The 18896-nt window shown below is 53.1% G+C and carries 15 protein-coding genes; 8 read left to right on the top strand and 7 right to left on the bottom strand.

Annotated elements, in window-relative coordinates; translation table 11 throughout:
• The first annotated feature begins 14 nt into the window (after positions 1-14).
• The gene (locus tag F7P81_RS01415; protein ID WP_343031673.1) at positions 15-1040 is read left to right on the top strand and encodes an endonuclease/exonuclease/phosphatase family protein; all 1026 of its coding nucleotides are present in this window, start codon (positions 15-17) and stop codon (positions 1038-1040) included.
• A 161-nt stretch (positions 1041-1201) separates the two neighbouring features.
• A complete protein-coding gene (gene ycaC, locus F7P81_RS01410) occupies positions 1202-1828 on the top strand; it encodes an isochorismate family cysteine hydrolase YcaC (protein ID WP_022710061.1) in 627 nt (208 codons plus the stop codon).
• Positions 1829-1879: 51 nt separating this feature from the next.
• Here ycaC and rpoN read toward each other — a convergent pair whose 3' ends face one another.
• Complete coding sequence (gene rpoN / locus F7P81_RS01405) at positions 1880-3190, bottom strand: RNA polymerase factor sigma-54 (protein WP_151158207.1); 1311 nt, start codon at positions 3188-3190, stop codon at positions 1880-1882.
• A gap of 93 nt (positions 3191-3283) precedes the next feature.
• On the opposite strand from rpoN, the gene F7P81_RS01400 reads away from it, so the two are divergent.
• Both F7P81_RS01400 and F7P81_RS01395 read left to right on the top strand, forming a co-directional pair.
• Positions 3284-4948, top strand: coding sequence for an FGGY-family carbohydrate kinase (locus F7P81_RS01400; RefSeq protein WP_151158205.1), 1665 nt, complete (start codon positions 3284-3286; stop codon positions 4946-4948).
• Between the two features lie 58 nt (positions 4949-5006).
• A complete protein-coding gene (locus tag F7P81_RS01395; protein ID WP_151158203.1) occupies positions 5007-7373 on the top strand; it encodes a heavy metal translocating P-type ATPase in 2367 nt (788 codons plus the stop codon).
• Between the two features lie 61 nt (positions 7374-7434).
• Here F7P81_RS01395 and betB read toward each other — a convergent pair whose 3' ends face one another.
• Genes betB through betI form a run of 3 tightly spaced genes read right to left on the bottom strand, consistent with a single transcriptional unit; the run spans position 7435 to position 11202 of the window.
• Entirely contained in the window at positions 7435-8898 is a 1464-nt protein-coding gene (gene betB / locus F7P81_RS01390; protein WP_151158201.1) for a betaine-aldehyde dehydrogenase, read from the bottom strand.
• A gap of 35 nt (positions 8899-8933) precedes the next feature.
• Entirely contained in the window at positions 8934-10583 is a 1650-nt protein-coding gene (gene betA, locus F7P81_RS01385; protein WP_151158199.1) for a choline dehydrogenase, read from the bottom strand.
• 10 nt (positions 10584-10593) lie between these two features.
• A complete protein-coding gene (betI, locus tag F7P81_RS01380; RefSeq protein WP_151158197.1) occupies positions 10594-11202 on the bottom strand; it encodes a transcriptional regulator BetI in 609 nt (202 codons plus the stop codon).
• 203 nt (positions 11203-11405) lie between these two features.
• Here betI and F7P81_RS01375 point away from each other — a divergent pair, with 203 nt between their 5' ends.
• Positions 11406-12434 carry an asparaginase gene (locus F7P81_RS01375; RefSeq protein ID WP_246176012.1) on the top strand — a complete coding sequence of 343 codons (1029 nt, stop codon included), beginning with the start codon at positions 11406-11408 and terminating at the stop codon, positions 12432-12434.
• A gap of 114 nt (positions 12435-12548) precedes the next feature.
• The gene (locus F7P81_RS01370) at positions 12549-13019 is read left to right on the top strand and encodes a GreA/GreB family elongation factor (protein WP_151158194.1); all 471 of its coding nucleotides are present in this window, start codon (positions 12549-12551) and stop codon (positions 13017-13019) included.
• A gap of 18 nt (positions 13020-13037) precedes the next feature.
• On the opposite strand, the gene corA is transcribed toward F7P81_RS01370, so the two are convergent.
• Positions 13038-14036: a magnesium/cobalt transporter CorA gene (gene corA, locus F7P81_RS01365; RefSeq protein ID WP_022710051.1), complete on the bottom strand. Its 999-nt coding sequence runs from the start codon at positions 14034-14036 to the stop codon at positions 13038-13040.
• 278 nt (positions 14037-14314) lie between these two features.
• Between corA and F7P81_RS01360 the strand changes: the two genes are divergently transcribed.
• On the top strand, positions 14315-15601 hold the full coding sequence (locus F7P81_RS01360) for a CynX/NimT family MFS transporter (protein ID WP_225687319.1): 1287 nt from the start codon (positions 14315-14317) through the stop codon (positions 15599-15601).
• Between the two features lie 46 nt (positions 15602-15647).
• Here F7P81_RS01360 and F7P81_RS01355 read toward each other — a convergent pair whose 3' ends face one another.
• Entirely contained in the window at positions 15648-16010 is a 363-nt protein-coding gene (locus F7P81_RS01355) for a hypothetical protein (RefSeq protein WP_022710049.1), read from the bottom strand.
• A 166-nt stretch (positions 16011-16176) separates the two neighbouring features.
• Here F7P81_RS01355 and F7P81_RS01350 point away from each other — a divergent pair, with 166 nt between their 5' ends.
• Positions 16177-17742 (top strand): helicase HerA-like C-terminal domain-containing protein, encoded by a 1566-nt coding sequence (locus tag F7P81_RS01350; protein ID WP_419776023.1) that lies wholly within the window; start codon positions 16177-16179, stop codon positions 17740-17742.
• A 57-nt stretch (positions 17743-17799) separates the two neighbouring features.
• Here F7P81_RS01350 and F7P81_RS01345 read toward each other — a convergent pair whose 3' ends face one another.
• Positions 17800-18510 (bottom strand): L,D-transpeptidase, encoded by a 711-nt coding sequence (locus F7P81_RS01345; protein WP_116089284.1) that lies wholly within the window; start codon positions 18508-18510, stop codon positions 17800-17802.
• Positions 18511-18896 lie beyond the last annotated feature (386 nt).

Below are 18896 nucleotides of genomic sequence, written 5' to 3'. Positions count from 1 at the left end.
GACTGAGAAATGACATGACTGAAGTAATGACTGTTGAAACCATGATCCGCACACAAGTTGCAGTTCTGGATGTGCCGTCTCATGAAGAGCGTCAGAGCATCACCCAGCTGGATAAAACCATGGCTGCCCATGATGCCAAGCTGGTTGCGATGGAATGTATGACCCATGTTGAAACCGGTGGTCAGGCTGCTTCAACCGTACCGCTGGCGTTTCCGTTCAACGTGACTGCATGGAATCTGGAGCGTTGTCTGTTCCCTGAGGAAAGCGCTGCGAAAATGCTGGCAGAAAAACCGGCTGTGGCTCTGCTGACCGAGATGGACAATGGCATGGCGCGCACCGCGCAGAAGAATATGACAGCGGAAGTCGCCCGCCATATGGCTATGGAATATGCCTATGGCGTGGAGTTTATCGAGCTTGGACTTGGTTCGGAAATCGAGCATTCCTTCTGTCAGGATGATTTCAACGAAAAAGGTTTCCACGGCAATGCGCTGATGTCTTCCGTGCCGATGCAGCGTATCTTTGTGCAGCGTCTGGCCGGTGAGCGCCTGTGGTTTTTCAATGGCGGTGATCAGCCACGACTAGGTGAGCGCAATGCGATCGGTGCGGTGATTGAAACCGTTGACGGGCCGTTTCTCGCGGTGTCCGTGCATCTGGAAAGCGCATCTCCGGCAGCCTATCGCGAAAAGCAGGTGGCACAGCTGATTAATGCACTGGAAGCAGAGTTTGGCACTATGCCGATGCTGATTGGCGGCGATTTTAATACAGGTAATCATGCGGAAGGTGACTTCGAGGCGGAAGGTCTGTTCCGCGTTGCTGCTGAACGCGGCTTTACCCGTCACAGCGGTGCATTGGATCAGATGACAACCCGTCCGAGCCTGATCACTCGCTGGCCTGATCGCGCTATGAAACTGGACTGGTTCCTGAGCCGCGGTCTGAATATTACTGAAAGCCGTATCATCTCATCGCTGGATGATAATCAGCGTCCGCTTTCCGATCATGATCTGATTGTTTGCCGTGTTGATGGTTTCAGCGCTGCATAAATCGTGTTGATATGCCGGAGGGAAGCCTGTCTTCCTTCCGGTTTTGTAAAGAGCTTGATTGTCTCTTTTATGGGACGTTGTGGTTCCAAATAACTATCTTTTGGAGTTTTCGTCTTGCGGGTAGGTTCATTTCATCAACTTGAAACCATGGAGTTTTGAAAATGTCCAAGCCTTATAACCGCCTCGATAAAGACAATGCAGCCGTTCTTCTCGTAGACCATCAGACAGGTCTGCTGTCGCTGGTTCGTGATATTGATCCAGATAAATTCAAAAACAATGTGCTGGCACTTGCTGATCTGGCAAAATATTTCAACCTGCCAACCATTCTCACCACATCTTTCGAAGATGGCCCGAACGGTCCGCTCGTACCTGAGCTGAAAGAGCTTTTCCCGAATGCGCCTTATATTGCCCGTCCTGGTCAGATCAACGCGTGGGATAACGAAGATTTCGTGAAAGCAGTTAAAGCAACCGGCAAGAAACAGCTGATTATTGCTGGTGTTGTGACCGAAGTTTGTGTGGCTTTCCCTGCGCTGTCGGCTCTGGCTGAAGATTTCGAAGTCTTCGTGGTGACCGATGCGTCCGGCACATTCAACGAAATCACCCGTCATTCCGCATGGGATCGTATGAGTGCTAACGGCGCACAGCTGATGACATGGTTCGGTCTTGCCTGTGAGTTGCACCGCGACTGGCGTAACGATGTGGAAGGTCTGGGCACTCTGTTCGCAAACCACATTCCGGATTACCGCAACCTGATTAACAGCTACAACACTGTTAAAGCATCAAAATAATCTTCTGAGCCTATAGCTTAAGGATAAGGCCGTGTGTTTGATTGCGCGGCCTTATCTTTTTTGGGCGTGCAGTTTCATTTCCCGCCGTCGTTTTGCGGAGGAAGGAATGCCGAGTTCCTCTCGATATTTGGCAACTGTCCGGCGGGCGATCACAATACCTTCTGCATCAAGCTTTTGCACAATGGCTTCATCAGACAAGACGCTGTCGATATTTTCTTGCGCAATCAGCGTGCGGATTTTGCTGCGCACGGCTTCAGAGGCAATATCATCGCCGGTTTTGCCCCTGATCGCCGAGTTGAAAAAATAGCGATATTCAAACAGACCTTGCGGGGTCAGCATATATTTCTGATTGGCAACGCGGCTAATGGTGCTTTCATGCATCTCAATCGCATCGGCCACCATTTGCATTGTCAGCGGTTTGAGCGCAACCGCACCGCTTTCCAGAAAACCTTGCTGATGAGTGATAATTTGCTCACCGACATTGAGCACGGTCTGCGCACGTTGATCGAGAATACGCGTCAGCCAGCTTGCCTTTTGTTTGCAGGCACGCAGAAACTGCTTCTCTTCCTTGGAAAGGCTGTTGTCACTGAGCCTTCGGCTATAATCCTTATTCATCAGCACACGGGGCAGAGCCTGCGGATTGAGAGTGATGTTCCATTCGCCATTCGGTGTTTTGGTGACCAATAAGTCGGGAATGATGGTCAGCGCTGGCGTGCTGTCAAAGATCAGGCCGGGTTTGGGGTTCAGGCCGCGGAGTTCACCCAGTAGTTCTGCCAGTTCTTCATCATCGGCGTCGCAGAGCTTTTTAAGCGCACTGAAATCACGCTTCGCTACCAGATCAAGATGCTTAAGCAGTATGGCCATTTCTGCAGTCAGGCGATCATCGGCAATGAGCTGCAGACGCAGACATTCCGCCAGATTACGGGCGAAAAGCCCAGCCGGTTCAAAAGCCTGACATTGGCGCAGAACACGCATAACCTGTTCCGGTGTCACATTCAGGCGCTTGGCGATCTGCGCCAAGTCTGCATGAAGATACCCGGATTCGTCCAAAGTCTCGGCAAGCAGCTCGGCAATATGCCGTTCGGTTCTATCTCTGATACTCAGATTGATCTGCTCGGCCACATGATCTTGCAGGGAATGCTGTACAGTGCCGAAATCTTCAACAGAATAATCCGAAGTGCTGGAAGAGGGCAACGTACCGGACGGCGCTCTTTGCAAAAGCGGATTGGCTTCTATTTCACTTTGTACAAAGTCTTCCAGCTCAGCACGGCTCATTTGCAGCACTTTGAGCGATTGCTGCATTTGCGGTGTCATGGTCAGTGATTGGGTCTGCCGCAAAACGGGCTTGGAAGAGAGAGCCATTGATCTGTTTATAGCACTCTTTTCAGTGCTATTGATACGTCATGAAATTGTTGTAAGCACGGAATCAAAGTTTTCTTCTGTGCATGAGGATTGATGATGCGCCACTATATTGGAATGGATGTCGGAACCGGCAGCGCCAGAGCAGGTATTTTTGACAGCAAAGGCCGGTTACTGGGCACTGCAGCCTGCGCCATTGAAACCTTTCGCCCGCAGACGGATTTTGCACAGCAAAGCTCGGCGCATATCTGGGGATCGATCTGCAAGGCTGTGAAAAACGCAATGGCCGAAGCCGCAATCGCAGCAGACAGTGTTGCCGGTATCGGCTTTGATGCCACTTGTTCGCTGGTTGTTGCTGATGCGGAAGGCAAGCCGGTCACCGTCAGCCCGAAGGGCGAGCCGGATCAGGATGTTATCCTGTGGATGGATCACCGCGCGATTAATGATGCCGAGGAGATCACCGAAATTGGCGGCAAGGTGCTGAACCATGTCGGCGGTCGTATGTCGCCGGAAATGGAGCTGCCGAAAATCCGCTGGTTCAAGCGTGAACTGCCGCAGAGCTGGACACAGACAGCCGCTTTTTGGGATTTGCCGGACTGGCTGGTGCATCGCGCGACCGGCACCGATATGCGCTCGCTTTGCTCGCCGGTGTGCAAATGGACTTATCTCGGTGATCGGGGCAAAGCCGGAGAGGGCTGGGACAGTGCGTTCCTTGAGAATATCGGCCTTGAAGAACTGGGCGATGACAATTTTGCAGCTATCGGCAATCGTTTTGGTGCGGCTGGTGAACTGGCCGGACAATTGTCTGAACAGGCCGCAACGGAGCTTGGTCTTAAAGCCGGTATAGCGGTTTCCACCGGTCTGATCGATGCCTATTCCGGTGCGCTCGGCACGCTGGCCGTTGAGGACAATGCCGGTGTGAGTGCAACAGAACAGCGTCTGGCACTGATCGCCGGTACATCCACCTGCCATATCGCTCTGAGCAAAGAGCCGGTTTTCGTTTCCGGTGTCTGGGGGCCTTATTATTCTGCTCTGCTGCCTGATCTCTGGGCGAATGAAGGCGGACAGTCGGCAGCAGGCGCTTTGATTGATGCTGTGATTGCACGTCATGCGGTGTCGGTTAAACTGGCCGCAGAAAATCCGGATAAGCGCATTGCTGATCTGCTGGATGCGCATCTGGCCAAAATGGCTGAAGAAACCGCAACCCTGACCCGTCACCGGCATGTGCAGCCGGATTTTCACGGCAACCGCTCACCGCTGGCAGAAAGCTGGCGCAAAGGCGCGATTGTCGGCCTGACACTGGATCACGAGCTTGATGATCTGGCATTGGATTATCTCGCCACTATTCAGGCTCTGGCCTATGGCACAAGGCATATTCTTGAAGAAATGCGCCATGAAGGTATGGAGATTGATACGCTGGTGGTCTCCGGCGGTCTGGCTCGCAATCAGCTTTATTTGCGTGAACATGCGGATGCCACCGGTTGCCGCGTGCTGGTGCCGGAACAGGCCGAGCCGGTGCTGCTGGGTTCTGCCATGCTTGGTGCAGTCGCCAGCGGTGACTTTGCGGACCTGCCGCAGGCAATGGCGGCAATGAGCGGCAAGGGTGAAGTGCTGGAGCCACGCACCGGTGCAATCGCTGGCTATCATGATGCGAAATATCTGGTCTATCGGCGTATGCAGATGGATTACGCTGATTACGTAGAACTGATGGATGAAAATCCGGTCGCTGACGATGAGGACGAAGCTGAATCTATAGCTTGACCTTGCCATTGTGGGAACCTTTATCCTGCTTGTCAGTTGATAAGCAGGAGAGGTTTTTATGGCACAGACTGCATCGCATACAATTCATGCACATGATGCACATCACGGGCATCATCACGGCGACCATGAGAGTGGCAATAAAGTGAAAGATCCCGTCTGCGGGATGATGGTCGATCCTGCCGCAGGCAAGCCTCATATGGCCTATAAAGGGCATGAATATCATTTCTGCTCGGATAGTTGCCACGGTAAATTCAAAGCTGATCCCGAGAAATATCTCACTGCACAATCTGCCGCCGCGCCTGCAATCAAAGGGGCGCAATATACTTGTCCGATGCATCCGGAAGTTATCCGTGATGAACCGGGCTCATGCCCGATTTGCGGGATGGCGCTGGAACCGGTTATGCCGTCGCTTGATGACGGACCTAACCCTGAATTAGTGGATTTTACACGCCGCTTCTGGGTAAGCGCGATCTGTTCCATACCATTGCTGATAGTCACGATGGGGCCGATGCTTGGTCTGCCGATCCGTGAATGGATCGGGGAGCAAAGAACGGTCTGGCTGGAGTTTATACTGGCGACACCGGTGGTGCTCTGGGCGGCGTTGCCGTTTTTCAAGCGCGGGGTCGACTCGTTTAAAAACCGCAGCCCGAATATGTGGACGCTGATTATGATCGGTGTTGGTGCCGCCTATCTTTACAGCGTGGTTGCAATTCTGTTTCCGGATATGTTCCCGCATTCCTTCCGTGGTCATGGCGGTTCGGTTCCGGTTTATTTCGAGGCCGCAGCTGTTATTGTCACGCTGGTCTTTCTTGGACAGGTGCTGGAACTGCGTGCCCGCGAACGCACCGGCTCGGCTATCCGCGCTCTGCTTGATCTGGCGCCGAAAACTGCACGCCGTATTGCTGCTGATGGCAGTGAAGCCGATGTGCCACTGGATGAGGTGCAGGCCGGTGACAAGTTACGTATCCGCCCAGGTGATAGTGTGCCGGTAGACGGGATTGTGGTGGAGGGCCGCTCCTCCGTAGATGAGGCTATGATTACCGGTGAACCGGTGCCGGTTGAAAAGACCGAGGGCGATAAAGTGATCGGTGGCACCGTGAATAAAAACGGTTCGCTGGTCATGCAGGCGGAGAAAATCGGCGCAGAAACCATGCTGTCGCAGATTGTGGACATGGTGGCCAAAGCCCAGCGTTCCCGTGCGCCTATTCAGGGACTGGCTGACCGGATTTCATTCTATTTTGTACCGATGGTTATTGTCGTTGCACTCCTGTCCTTTATCGGCTGGGCGCTGTGGGGGCCGGAGCCGAGCATGATCTATGCCATTGTGGCGGCGGTCTCGGTGCTGATTATTGCCTGTCCCTGTGCGCTGGGACTGGCAACGCCAATGTCTATCATGACGGCAACAGGACGCGGTGCGCAGGCTGGTGTGCTGATTAAGGATGCCGAGGCGCTGGAGCGTATGGCGAAGGTTGATACGCTGATCGTTGATAAAACAGGCACACTCACAGAAGGTCGTCCGAAGCTGACGGATGTGGTGGCGGTTTCCGGCATCGACGACAACACCCTGTTGCAACTGGCCGCGAGCCTTGAGAAAGGCTCAGAACATCCGCTGGCGGAAGCCATTGTTGCCGGAGCCGAAGCAAAAGGGTTGAAGACAGATAATGTGGATGCTTTTGAAGCGATTACGGGTAAAGGTGTTGCCGGTACGGTAAAAGGACTGGCAGTTGCGCTTGGCAATCCTGCAATGATGCAGGATATGGGGTTGGATATTGCTGCCATTCAGGTACAGGCTGATACGTTGCGGGCAGAAGGTAAGACCGCGATGTTTGTCGCCGTTGATAACAAGCTGGTAGGTCTGGTCGCTGTGGCTGATCCGATTAAGGAAACAGCGGCAGAAGCTATTCGCACACTCCATGCGCGTGGCTTGAAGATCATTATGGCAACCGGTGATAATGAGCGCACGGCGCGAGCTGTGGCGGCTAAACTTGGTCTTGATGATGTGCGTGCCGATGTACTGCCGGAAGATAAAAAAGCTCTGGTTGACGAGTTGCACAAACAGGGCAAAAAAGTTGCAATGGCGGGGGATGGTGTGAATGATGCACCGGCACTGGCCGCCGCTGATGTTGGTATTGCTATGGGCACGGGTGCTGATGTGGCCGTGGAAAGTGCGGGTATCACGCTGCTCAAAGGCGATCTCACCGGCATAGCCCGCGCGCATCATCTGGCAGAGGCGACAATCCGCAATATCAAGGAAAACTTGTTCTTTGCCTTTGTCTATAATGCGCTGGGTATTCCGGTGGCAGCAGGGCTGCTCTATCCGTTCACTGGCACTTTATTGTCACCGATGATTGCAGCGGCGGCGATGAGCCTGTCTTCGGTCTCGGTGATTGCGAACTCATTGCGGTTGAGAGCGTTGAAGCTTTGACTAAAACAAATTTAAAAAAAGCGGGCATTTTGCCCGCTTTTTATTTGGCTCGAAATGGAAATCAATAAGGGCTGTCGACCTTACCGGTTTCTACATAGACTGTCTTGATCTGGCTGTAATGTGAGAGGGCGGCAAGGCCGTTCTCACGACCGATACCGGAGTTTTTATAGCCACCGAAAGGCACTTCCACCGGTGTCAGATTATAGGCATTGATCCAGCATGTACCGGCTTTGAGTGCTGCAATCACACGATGACCGCGGGCGCTGTCTGCGGTGAATACACCGGCGGCAAGGCCGAATTCTGTATCATTGGCGCGGGCAATGACTTCATCTTCATCCTTAAAGGTCAGAATGCTCATCACAGGGCCGAAGATTTCTTCCCGTGCAATGGTCATATCATCGCTGACATTGGTGAAAATCGTCGGTTCGATATAGAAGCCGTTTTCCAGACCCTGCAAGGCAGGCACGCCACCGCCGCAAACCAGATCGGCGCCTTCAGTTTTGCCCTTCTCAATATAGGACAAAACCTTGTCGCGCTGGGAAAGGCTCACCATTGGCCCCATCTGCGTGCTCGGATCAAGCGGATCGCCGATCTGAATAGCGCGGGTGCGCTCAACCAGACGGCTCACAAAACTTGTCGCAACAGCCTCATGCACGAAAACGCGGGTGCCGTTGGAGCAGACCTGACCGGTGGAGTAAAAATTGCCGAGCATCGCGCCGCCAATGGCATTTTCCAGATCGGCATCATCGAATACGATCAGCGGGGATTTGCCGCCGAGTTCCATGGTGACCTGTTTCATCTCGCTACCGGCCTGCGCCATGATTTTCTTGCCAGTCGGAACGGAGCCGGTGAGCGAAACCTTGGCAACCTTAGGGTGGCTGATCAGTGCCGCGCCAGCATCGCCAAAGCCCTGAACCACGTTGAAAAGCCCGTCCGGCAGACCGGCATCCTTGTAAAGCTGTGCGAGTGCCAGAGCTGACAGCGGTGTATTTTCCGATGGCTTGAACACCACCGCATTGCCCATTGCCAGAGCAGGGGCTGATTTCCACGAGGCGATCTGGATCGGGTAATTCCATGCGCCGATACCAACGCAAACGCCCAATGCCTCGCGGCGTGTATAGGCAAAAGGCCCGCCAAGTTCGACAAACTCGCCATTGAAACCGGAGATTACACTGCCGAAATATTCCATCGCATCGGCACCGGAAGCTGCATCGGCTACCAGTGTTTCCTGAATGGCCTTGCCGGTATCCAGAGTTTCCAGTTCCGACAATTCCTGATTGCGCTCGCGCATCAGGTCTGCGGCACGGCGCAGGATGCGGCCACGCTCAACGGGCTTGAGTTTTGCCCATTCAACCTGCGCTTTAGCAGCAGCTTCCACGGCCTGATCGACAATGGCCTGTGTTGCACCATGCAGGCGGGCAATGACTTCGCCGGTGGCAGGATAGATCACATCAAAAGCACGTCCTGCCGTGTCTTCAACAAACTGACCATTGATAAAATGTGAGGCTTGCGGCTGTGCACGCATGGGAAATTCCTTCAAAATTCTATGAGCTTTATAAATTAGCGATCGGAGACTTGCCAGCGCGGATTAATCCAAGGTTCTTGGTTTGAGCGTGGCAGCGGTGTTTTGCCCAAGATATGATCTGAGGCTTTTTCACCGGTCATGATCGACGGGCCGTTGAGGTTGCCGTAAGGCACGCGCGGGAAGATCGAGCTGTCAGCCACACGCAGACCTTCGACGCCAATCACACGGCATTCCGGATCAACCACGGCCATAGGATCATTGACTGAACCCATTTTACAGGTACCGCACGGATGGAAGGCACTCTCCGCATGGTCGCGGATAAAATTATCCAGCTGCTCATCCGTTACCTGATCATCACCCGGCTGAATTTCCCGTCCGCGATACGGGTCAAAAGCCTGCTGGCCAAAGATCTCACGGGTCAGGCGGATGCAATGGCGGAAGTCGCGCCAGTCATCCGGATGCGACATATAATTAAACAGGATTTTCGGCTTCTCTTTCGGATCATTTGAGCGCAGCGTGACCGAACCGCGCGACTTGGAGCGCATCGGCCCCACATGCGCCTGAAAACCGTGGCCGCCTGCGGCAGCTTTTCCGTCATAGCGGATCGCAACCGGCAGGAAGTGGAACTGAATATCCGGATATTCCACACCGGCAGCCGAGCGCACAAAAGCCGCGCCTTCAAAATGGTTGGTCGCTCCGAGACCTGATTTGAAGAACAGCCACTCCGCACCGATACGGGCTTTGGAAAACAGGTTGAGACTGGAATAGAGCGTAATCGGCTGCAGGCATTCCTGTTGCACATAGACTTCCATGTGATCCTGCAAATTCGCACCGACACCGACACGGTCTGCTACGACTTCAATGCCGTGTTCGCGCAGATGCTCCGCAGGACCAATGCCGGAAAGCATCAGCAGTTTTGGCGAATTGATGCTGGAAGCAGCGATAATCACTTCACGCTTGGCTTTGATAACACTGACTGTGCCGGATTTTTCAATCTCAACGCCGGTCGCGCGGCTATTCTCGATCACAACCTTGCGGGCAAAAGCATTGACCAGAGTCACATTGCGGCGTTTGAGGGCAGGGCGCAGATAGGCATTGGCGGTTGACCAGCGGCGGCCGTGATGGATGGTTTGTTCCATCGGGCCGAAACCCTCCTGTTTCGAGCCGTTATAGTCATCTGTTGTTTCAAAACCGGCTTGTTTTCCGGCGTCGTTGAAAGCTTTGAACAGCGGGTTACTGCGCTTGCCGCGCTGCACATGCATAGGACCATTGGTGCCGCGCCAGCCTTCCTCGCCACCATGGGAGTGCTCCATCCGCTTGAAGTAAGGCAGCACATCCGCATAGGACCAGCCACTGGCGCCGCTCTCAGCCCAATGATCAAAATCCTTGGCGTGTCCGCGTACATAGACCATGCCATTGACGGATGAGGAGCCGCCGATAACCTTGCCGCGCGGAGTCACCAGACGGCGGCCGTTCAGATGCGGTTCCGGCTCGGTATTAAAACCCCAGTCATAGGTGGACATATTCATCGGAAAGGATAGGGCGGCAGGCATCTGGATCAGCGGCCCCATATCGGTGCCGCCAAATTCGATAACGATAACAGAATGTTTGCCGTCTTCCGACAGGCGGTAGGCCATGGCAGAACCGGCAGAACCGGAGCCGATAATAACGAAATCTGCTTCCATAGTGGTTTCCTTAATGCCGGTTACGGGATGGCTTGGATGGCGCGCGCGCCAGTTGCACGGTGATATAATCCTCAACCAGTGCAATGGCTTTTGGCGCTTCCGGCGCATCGGCTCCCAACGCGTGGCGGATATAAAGGCCGTCGATCAGAGCGCCGGTACCTTCAGCAATATGCTGCGCGGTCTGTTTGTCTGTGAGCTGCTCCAGCGCAAAACACAGGTTGGAATGCAGGCGACGGGCATAGACCCGCAGCAGACGGCGCATTTCCAGTGACTGTTGTGCATGGGCATAGAAGGTGAGCCATGCCGCAATCGTTTCATGGGCAAACTGTGAGGCAGAGAAATTCACGCTGATAATTGCGGAAAGTCTTGTACGCGGGCTGTCTGCTGCCTGTAAGGCGAGGCGCAGATCAGAGCCGAGTTCGCTCAGCAAATGGCGCATAGTGGCTAACAGCAACTGGTCTTTACCGCCGAAATAGTGATGCGCGAGCGCTGCAGACACACCGGCCTTGCGAGCGATTTGCGCAACAGTCACATCAAGCGAGCCGCGCTCGCCGATTGTCTGAATAGCGGCCGAGATCAGATCTTTCCGGCGCAGCTCCTCCATTCCCACTTTAGGCATGTTTGTCTCACAAAATTGTTTGGATTGTGCTGATTATCGTTTTTATTGATTGATCAGTCAATCAAGAGTTTATTATCATTTTATTTCAATAATATGACGTGATTTTAAAGTGATAAAATCCGTTGCTTTGTGAGACAGGTGCGTTTTGACGGCATAAGACTATTTTGCTAGAGCATCGGCAGTGAATGATGCGGAGTTTTAAAATGGCAAATCCGGTTTTGGTTGAGGTTGTGCGTGGGTGCGTGGTGGAAAGCCGCCATAGCGGTGCATTGGCGCTATTCGATGGTGACGGTAAGACCGTTCTGAACATCGGTGATGTAACACGCCCGACCTATCCGCGCTCGGCAATCAAGGCTATTCAGGCACTGCCATTCGTGGAGAGCGGTGCGGCTGATGCCTATGGTTTTGGCAATGAAGAACTGGCAATGGCCTGCGCTTCCCATTCCGGTGAGCCGGAGCATGTGGCGCGCGCCGCTTCGATGCTGGCGAAGGCCGGTTTGTCCTGTGATGATCTGGAATGCGGTGCCCATTGGCCGTCTGACCAGAAAGTGCTGATCGAAGTTGCGCGCAGCGGCAAGGAGCCGACAGCACTCAATAATAACTGCTCCGGTAAACATGCCGGTTTTCTCTGCACCTGCGCGCATATGGAGTTGAAGACCAAAGGCTATGTGCAGGCCACGTCGCAAATTCAGACCATTGTGCGTGAAACCATGCAGGAAGTGACCGGCGCGGTGCACAATGCCGATGAATATGGCACGGATGGTTGCTCTATTCCGACTTATGCGATTGGCCTTGATGCTATGGCGCGTGGCTTTGCCCGCATGGCAACCGGCACAGGTCTGGCACCTGTTCGTGCGCAAGCCGCCAAACGTTTGCTGGATGCCTGCATGGCTGCGCCATTTTACGTGGCCGGTAGCCGTCGTGCCTGTACTGAGCTGATGGAACTCGCACCTGGCCGTATTTTTGTGAAAACCGGTGCGGAAGGTGTGTTCTGCGGTGCCGTGCCTGAACTGGGTGTAGGCTTTGCCATGAAATGCGATGATGGTGCCACCCGTGCGGCAGAAGTTATGGTGACACGTTTGCTGGCACAGCTTTTTGCAAAAGATGCAGAGCTGTCCGGTAAACTTGAAGCGCGTGCAACGCGCCGTATGAGCAACTGGAACGGTATTGATTTCGGCTATATTGCACCATCGTCCGCTCTGGTTGATGGACTGAAAGCTGTTTCTTTTTGATGTTGAAAAATACTATAAGTATTTAATAATTAAGCCGTGCATCATAAAGATGTGCGGCTTAATTGTTTTTTCGTACAGCTTGCTTTTGTTGTGGTTACTTCCTACCTTTAAATTATGAGCAGAGCTTTTACAAAAGAACAGGACGATGTTCCTTCCGGTTTGGTGGAACGTCCGGTCAGTCACCACCGCAATCTGGTTACTCAAAACGGCCTCAAGCTGATTGAGGCTGAACTGTCACGCCTGCAAACCGAACTGGGACAGGCGACAGCCAGCGGGGACAAGGCCGCAATTGCTCATGTCTCCCGCGATTTGCGCTATTGGACAGCGCGGCGGGAGAATGCAGAACTGACACTGGCCGATAAAGACGGCGATGTAATCCGCTTTGGTATGCAGGTCACTGTAGAGAATGAAGACGGCCGTCAACAGAGCTGGATGATTGTCGGCGAGGATGAGGCTGACCCGTCCAAGTGTACGATTTCTCACATCTCACCGCTTGCTGTTGCACTATTTGGCAAGGGTAACGGTGATCTGGTTACTGTGAATGGTCGTGAGCTGGAGATTATCAGCTTTAAAGCCATCAAATAGATAAGTTGCCGGCTCTGTTCAGAGCCAGCCTTTTCTGCGGAAGAAGTAGAGCGGGATCAGCGCAGAGATAACCATTAGCCCCAGTGCTGCGGGATAGCCCCATTTTTCTGAGAGTTCCGGCATGAAACTGAAATTCATGCCATAGATCGAAGCGATCAGTGTCGGCGGCATGAAGCCTACGGCTGCCACTGAGAAGATTTTGATAATCGCGTTTTGTTCAACCGAGATCAGCCCGACAATCGTATCGAGCAGGAAGTTGATCTTGTTGTTGAGAAAATCAACGTAATTCTCAAGCGACTGCGTATCCCGCTCCAGTGTTTTCAGCCATGCACGGGTATCTTTGGCCTGTGTCTTGGGAGAACTGTTGGCGGTAATATAGACCAGCAACCGGCGAATGCCTGACAGGCTTTCACGCATCCTTGAGAGAAAAGTACCATGGGCACCGATTTCATTGAGGATTTCGCGGAAATTCTGGGTCGACATCGGGCGTTTGTTATCAGGACGGCGATAAATGCGGTGTGACGCATTGTCGATTTTTTCGCTCACCCCTTCAATGAAATCCGCCAGCCGGTTGGTATTGGTCTCGATAATACCAAGCAAAACGCAAAGGCTGTTGGTGCGGCTGTTAATCAGGCCGTTGCCGCTTTTAGCTGTGCGTGCGACATAAAGCACAAAGGATTTTGGCTGCGCATAGCGCACGCTGATGAGCAGTTTATCCGTCAGAATGAAAGTGACAGGGCTGACAATCCGGTGGTCATCTTCTGCAAGATGCAGGAATGGCGCTGTCAGATATTGCGCGCCGTTTTCACTGTAAAACCGACTGGATTCTTCAATCTCTCCCATATCTTCCCGTGTCGGGATGGGGATATTCGCCCATTTTTCAACCTGACTTTCCTCTTCGGCAGTCGGATTGACCAGATCGATCCAGAGTGATTTTTGCAGAAGATCGTCTGTAATCTGCGTTGCAGGTTCAACCGGAATGAGAAGGTCGCCGTTGCGATAATATACAGTCAGCATCTTTGCTCAAAAATCCCTGTCAATAAAATGAAACAGCACTATAGCCGTATATATGTAAATAAGGCATGTCGATGCCGGTGACATATATCCGCCTGCTGTGGACACATCCCACGGTTAAAGATATATCAATCAGAGTTCAAATAACGGACTATAGCACCGGCGCATAAACCGGAACCGGTTTTCGCAAGGCGCGGTGCATAGTTTCAATAATTCAGAGTGTCCTTTCTGTGTCCGAACGGATGCATGATGCTCTGAAGAAAAACAGGAATAGTAATTTCATGTCTGTCACGGGCGAGCCGCTGCTGGCTGAAGGTAATCTGCACACGATAACTGAAACAGCAGTTTCACAACCCGTTCAGTCTAAACCGGCATCATCTGCGCATCACGGCATGACACCGGTCTATCGTCTGCTTGCAGGCCTGTGTCTGGTACTGATTGCCCTGAACCTGCGTCCGTTATTCTCCAGTTTTTCAGCGCTTCTGCCTGAAATTATTGCCTCTACAGGTATCAGCTCTTTGACTGCAGGGCTGCTGACGACTTTACCGGTTTTTTGTCTGGGCTTTTTCGCGCCTCTGGCTCCTAAATTTGGTGAGCGTATCGGCATGGAGCGTACATTGTTGCTGGCGGTTTTGCTGCTGGCCTTCGGCACATTCCTGCGCGGCACCGGACCGGTTACGCTGATGTTTGCCGGTACTGTGCTGGCAGGAGCCTGTATTGCAACCTGCAATGTGTTGCTTCCCGGCATTGTGAAGCGTGACTTTCCGGACAAAGCAGCTTTGCTGACCGGTTTTTATACTATGGCGCTGAGCGGCGGCGCGGCAATTGCCGCTGCTGTGACTTTGCCCGTTTACAGGGCGCTTGATAATTCATGGCAGCAGGCGCTGAGCCTGTGGGCGGTTCCGGCGCTGATCGTCGGTATACTCTGGGGTGTGCTGACATGGCGTGTGAAACATCAGCGTGCGGCCAATAAAAGCAAAGTCACCGGATTATGGCGTGATAAAATCGCATGGCAGCTGACCTTCTTCATGGGCTTGCAGTCATCGCTGGCTTTCACCGTGTTTGGCTGGCTGTCGCCGATCCTGCGTGAGCGCGGACTGGACGGCATTACGGCTGGTGCGGTGGTTTCCGTCTCCATCGGTATGCAACTGATTGCCTGTCTGGTAGTGCCGACAATTGCGGTGCGTTCACGCAATCAGAGTCTTTTGAATGTGATACTGATCGCTTTTGCGACCATCGCCATGCTGGCGATGCTGTTTATGCCGCTCTGGTCGGTCTGGTATTGGGCGGTTCTGCAAGGCATCGGTCTTGGCGGACTGATTGCTGCGGCTATGACCGAAATCGTGCTGCGCTCACCAAATCCGCGCGTGGCTTCGCATCTGTCCGGCATGGTGCAATTTGTCGGTTATATGATTGCATCGGTTGTGCCGCTGCTGATCGGCATTATCCATGATCTGACCGGAACTTACACGGCCAGTGCCATGCTGTTCGTGGCGATCGGGCTTGTGGCGGCATGGAATGGCTGGGGAGCGGGGCGGGCACTGCATGTGCAGGCCGACAGTGAGTAAATAAAAAAGCCCCTCGCGAGAGGGGCTTTTTGCTGAGGTGCTGACCTCAGATAAACTGGCCGAGACCCGGAATAGAATTCACAACATCATCAACGGTCTGCGCACCGGCTTTTTCTTTTGCGAAAGCAATGGTTTCTTTCGCCACGCCGGTGATTTCACCCATGCCGAGGCCTGCGCCCATCAGCTTGGAACCAAGACCCATAACGCCGCCCATCATATTGGAGAGGAAGCCGCCTTTATCTGCCGAGGCAATCAGTTCCTGTGCGCCCGGAATACCGGCGATCAGCGCGCCGACTTTATCCTGCGGGCCTTCTTTTTCGAGAAAGGCAAGGATCAGGCCGACAGCTTTTTCTGCTGTGGCGCTATCAACACCAACATTATTGGTAATACGTGAAATCAGCTCTTCCATGATAGTCTCCCAAAAAATTGACGTTTACGTAATAAGCACTCTGCCGTGATGAAATCAAGCCTGCTCTGATGCCGGTGTATCATAAAATGCAATGAACAGGCGGGAAATAACCGGTGAACAGGCCGTAGAATATTGTTCTGATGTTACAGGACGATTATAGATTATAATGATTTGTGCCGTGGCTCAGATTATTCGGCGTGAGAATGAACGGATGAGGAGTATGTCTATGCCTGCTGAAGGAAGCATTTTTCTGGGTGCCAGCCGTAAACCGGATAATAGTTACCAGCAACCGGAAGAACTGGCGCTGAAATATGCCAACCGGCACGGGCTAGTGACCGGCGCTACCGGTACGGGTAAAACTGTGAGTCTTCAGGTTATGGCTGAGGCTTTTTCCGCTGCCGGTGTACCGGTTTTCTGCGCGGATATTAAAGGTGATTTGTCCGGTATCGCCGCTATCGGCGAGAAAAATGATTTCTCGGTAAAGCGTGCCGAGGAGATTCACCTTGATCCTTATGACATGCATGCGACACCGGTAATCTTCTGGGATATTTTCGGCGAGCAGGGACATCCGATCCGCGCCACGATTTCGGAAATGGGGCCTTTGCTGCTGGCTCGCCTGATGAATTTGACGGATGCGCAGGAAGGCGTGCTGAATATTGCTTTCCGTGTGGCGGATGAAGAGGGGCTTCTGCTCCTTGATATGAAAGATTTGCAGTCTCTGCTGACTCATGTGGCCGAGCGCGCGCCTGAACTCTCCATCCAATATGGTAATATCAACAAGGCATCTGTCGGTGCAATTCAGCGCTCGCTGCTGGTGCTGGAGCAACAGGGCGGTACGTTCTTTTTCGGTGAGCCTGCGCTGAGCATTTCTGATCTGATGCGTACAACAACAGACGGGCGCGGCCTTGTCAGTGTGTTGGCCGCTGATAAGCTGATGATGAACCCGCGGCTGTACTCCACATTTTTGCTCTGGCTGATGTCGGAGCTGTTTGAACAATTGCCGGAGGTTGGGGATCCGGAAAAGCCGCGTCTGGTGTTCTTCTTTGATGAAGCGCATTTGCTGTTTGATGAGGCGCCAAAGGCTCTGCTGGATCGTATTCAGCAGGTTGTGCGCCTGATCCGCTCCAAGGGCGTTGGTGTTTATTTCGTGACGCAGAATCCGCTGGACGTGCCGGAAGTGGTGCTGGCGCAGCTCGGTAACCGCGTGCAACATGCGTTGCGTGCCTATACGCCGCGCGAGACAGCGGCGGTTAAAACAGCTGCGGATACATTCCGTCCAAATCCGGATTTCGATACATTCAAAGCGATTACGTTATTGTCAACCGGTGAGACGCTGGTCTCAACCTTGCAGGCAAAAGGCATTCCTTCGATGGTGCAGCGCACTTTGATGCGTCCGCCTGCATCGCGGATCGGGCCTTTGACAGCGGATGAGCGGGCGAAGCTGATCGCAACCAGTCCGGTATCCGGTCAGTATGACCGCGCAATTGACCGTGAATCTGCCTTTGAAATTCTGCAGAAACGCGCGCAGGAAAAAGTCGCTACAGTCGAGCAGCAACAGGCGGAGCAGGATAGCGGCAGCTGGACAGATTATCTGTCATCCACCCTTGGCGGCGGCAAACGCGGCAGCCGTCAGACTGTTGCGGAAACCGCAGTGAAAAGCGTGGTGCGAACTGTGAGTAATTCGCTCGGCCGTGCCATCGTGCGTGGCATTCTGGGCGGTTTCAAACGCTGATTGAACTATAAGAAAAAGGCGGGCTGCTGTGCAACCCGCCTTTTTAATTGATATCAATTACATAACCAGAATTGGTGTTTTATTCGGTACGCGGTCATAGAGGTCGATCACGTCCTGATTGACCATGCGGACACAGCCGGACGAAACGGCTTTACCGATCGACCACCATTCCGGATTGCCGTGGATACGATAAAGCGTATCAACACCGTCCTTAAAGATATACAGAGCGCGTGCGCCAAGCGGATTGGTCAGTCCCGGTGCCATACCGCCATTGCGGGCGCTGTATTTTTCCAGTTCCGGCTGACGGCCGATCATATCATCCGGCGGTGTCCAGCGCGGCCATTTGCGCTTCCACTGAATAAGAGCGCGGCCTGACCATGAAAAGCCTGCACGGCCGATACCCACGCCGTAGCGCAATGCCTGACCATCCTGCATCACCAGATAGAGAAAGCGGTTCGCGGTATCGACAACCACGGTGCCCGGCATTTCACCGGTCGGGTCCTGAACGAGCTGGCGGTAATATTTCGGATCAATTTTCTGAAACGGTACAGCAGGAATCGAATAGCCTTCATCTTCAACCGCCGCATACATGCTGGCATAAGGGCCGGTTGCGCCGCCATTATTGATCGGCGGGGCGACCGGAGCCGGACCGCCGGTCATGTCGATCACCGGAATATTACGGCTGATCTGCGTACAGCCTGCCAGTCCGGCAGCGGCTGTGACCGACAGCGCCGACATGAAAGAGCGGCGGGAGAAAGAGTTTTCCATATTTAAACCAGTCTTTTCAGAACGTTTTTAAATTATGAGTGTGTGTCTGATACATGCAGCGCATAAGACTGCGTAAACAACATATTCAGACACGACCCGACAGAGCCGTTCAATCAGCGCCGTAAGGGCGAGGGACGGAACGGTATAATGGCCTGACGGCCGGAAAGATGGATCTGCCGAGAATTACGCTGATGAAAATATGATTAGGATTCCGGCAGAACATCCCTGCATAAAGCTGGTCAAAAATTGCCACAATATGGCTAAGAACTTATGAATTTTTAAGATTACACGGATGCTTATATATCTGTTGCTGTCTTGCAACAGGAAGTGTTATGTTATTACTGCACAGTTTAGGGTTTATACAATGCGCTGACATTCACTGATGG

Origin of the sequence: Pseudochrobactrum saccharolyticum (assembly GCF_008801715.1) — a bacterium.
GTDB classification, from domain to species: Bacteria; Pseudomonadota; Alphaproteobacteria; order Rhizobiales; family Rhizobiaceae; genus Pseudochrobactrum; species Pseudochrobactrum saccharolyticum.
This window is presented reverse-complemented; position numbering and strand designations above follow the sequence as displayed.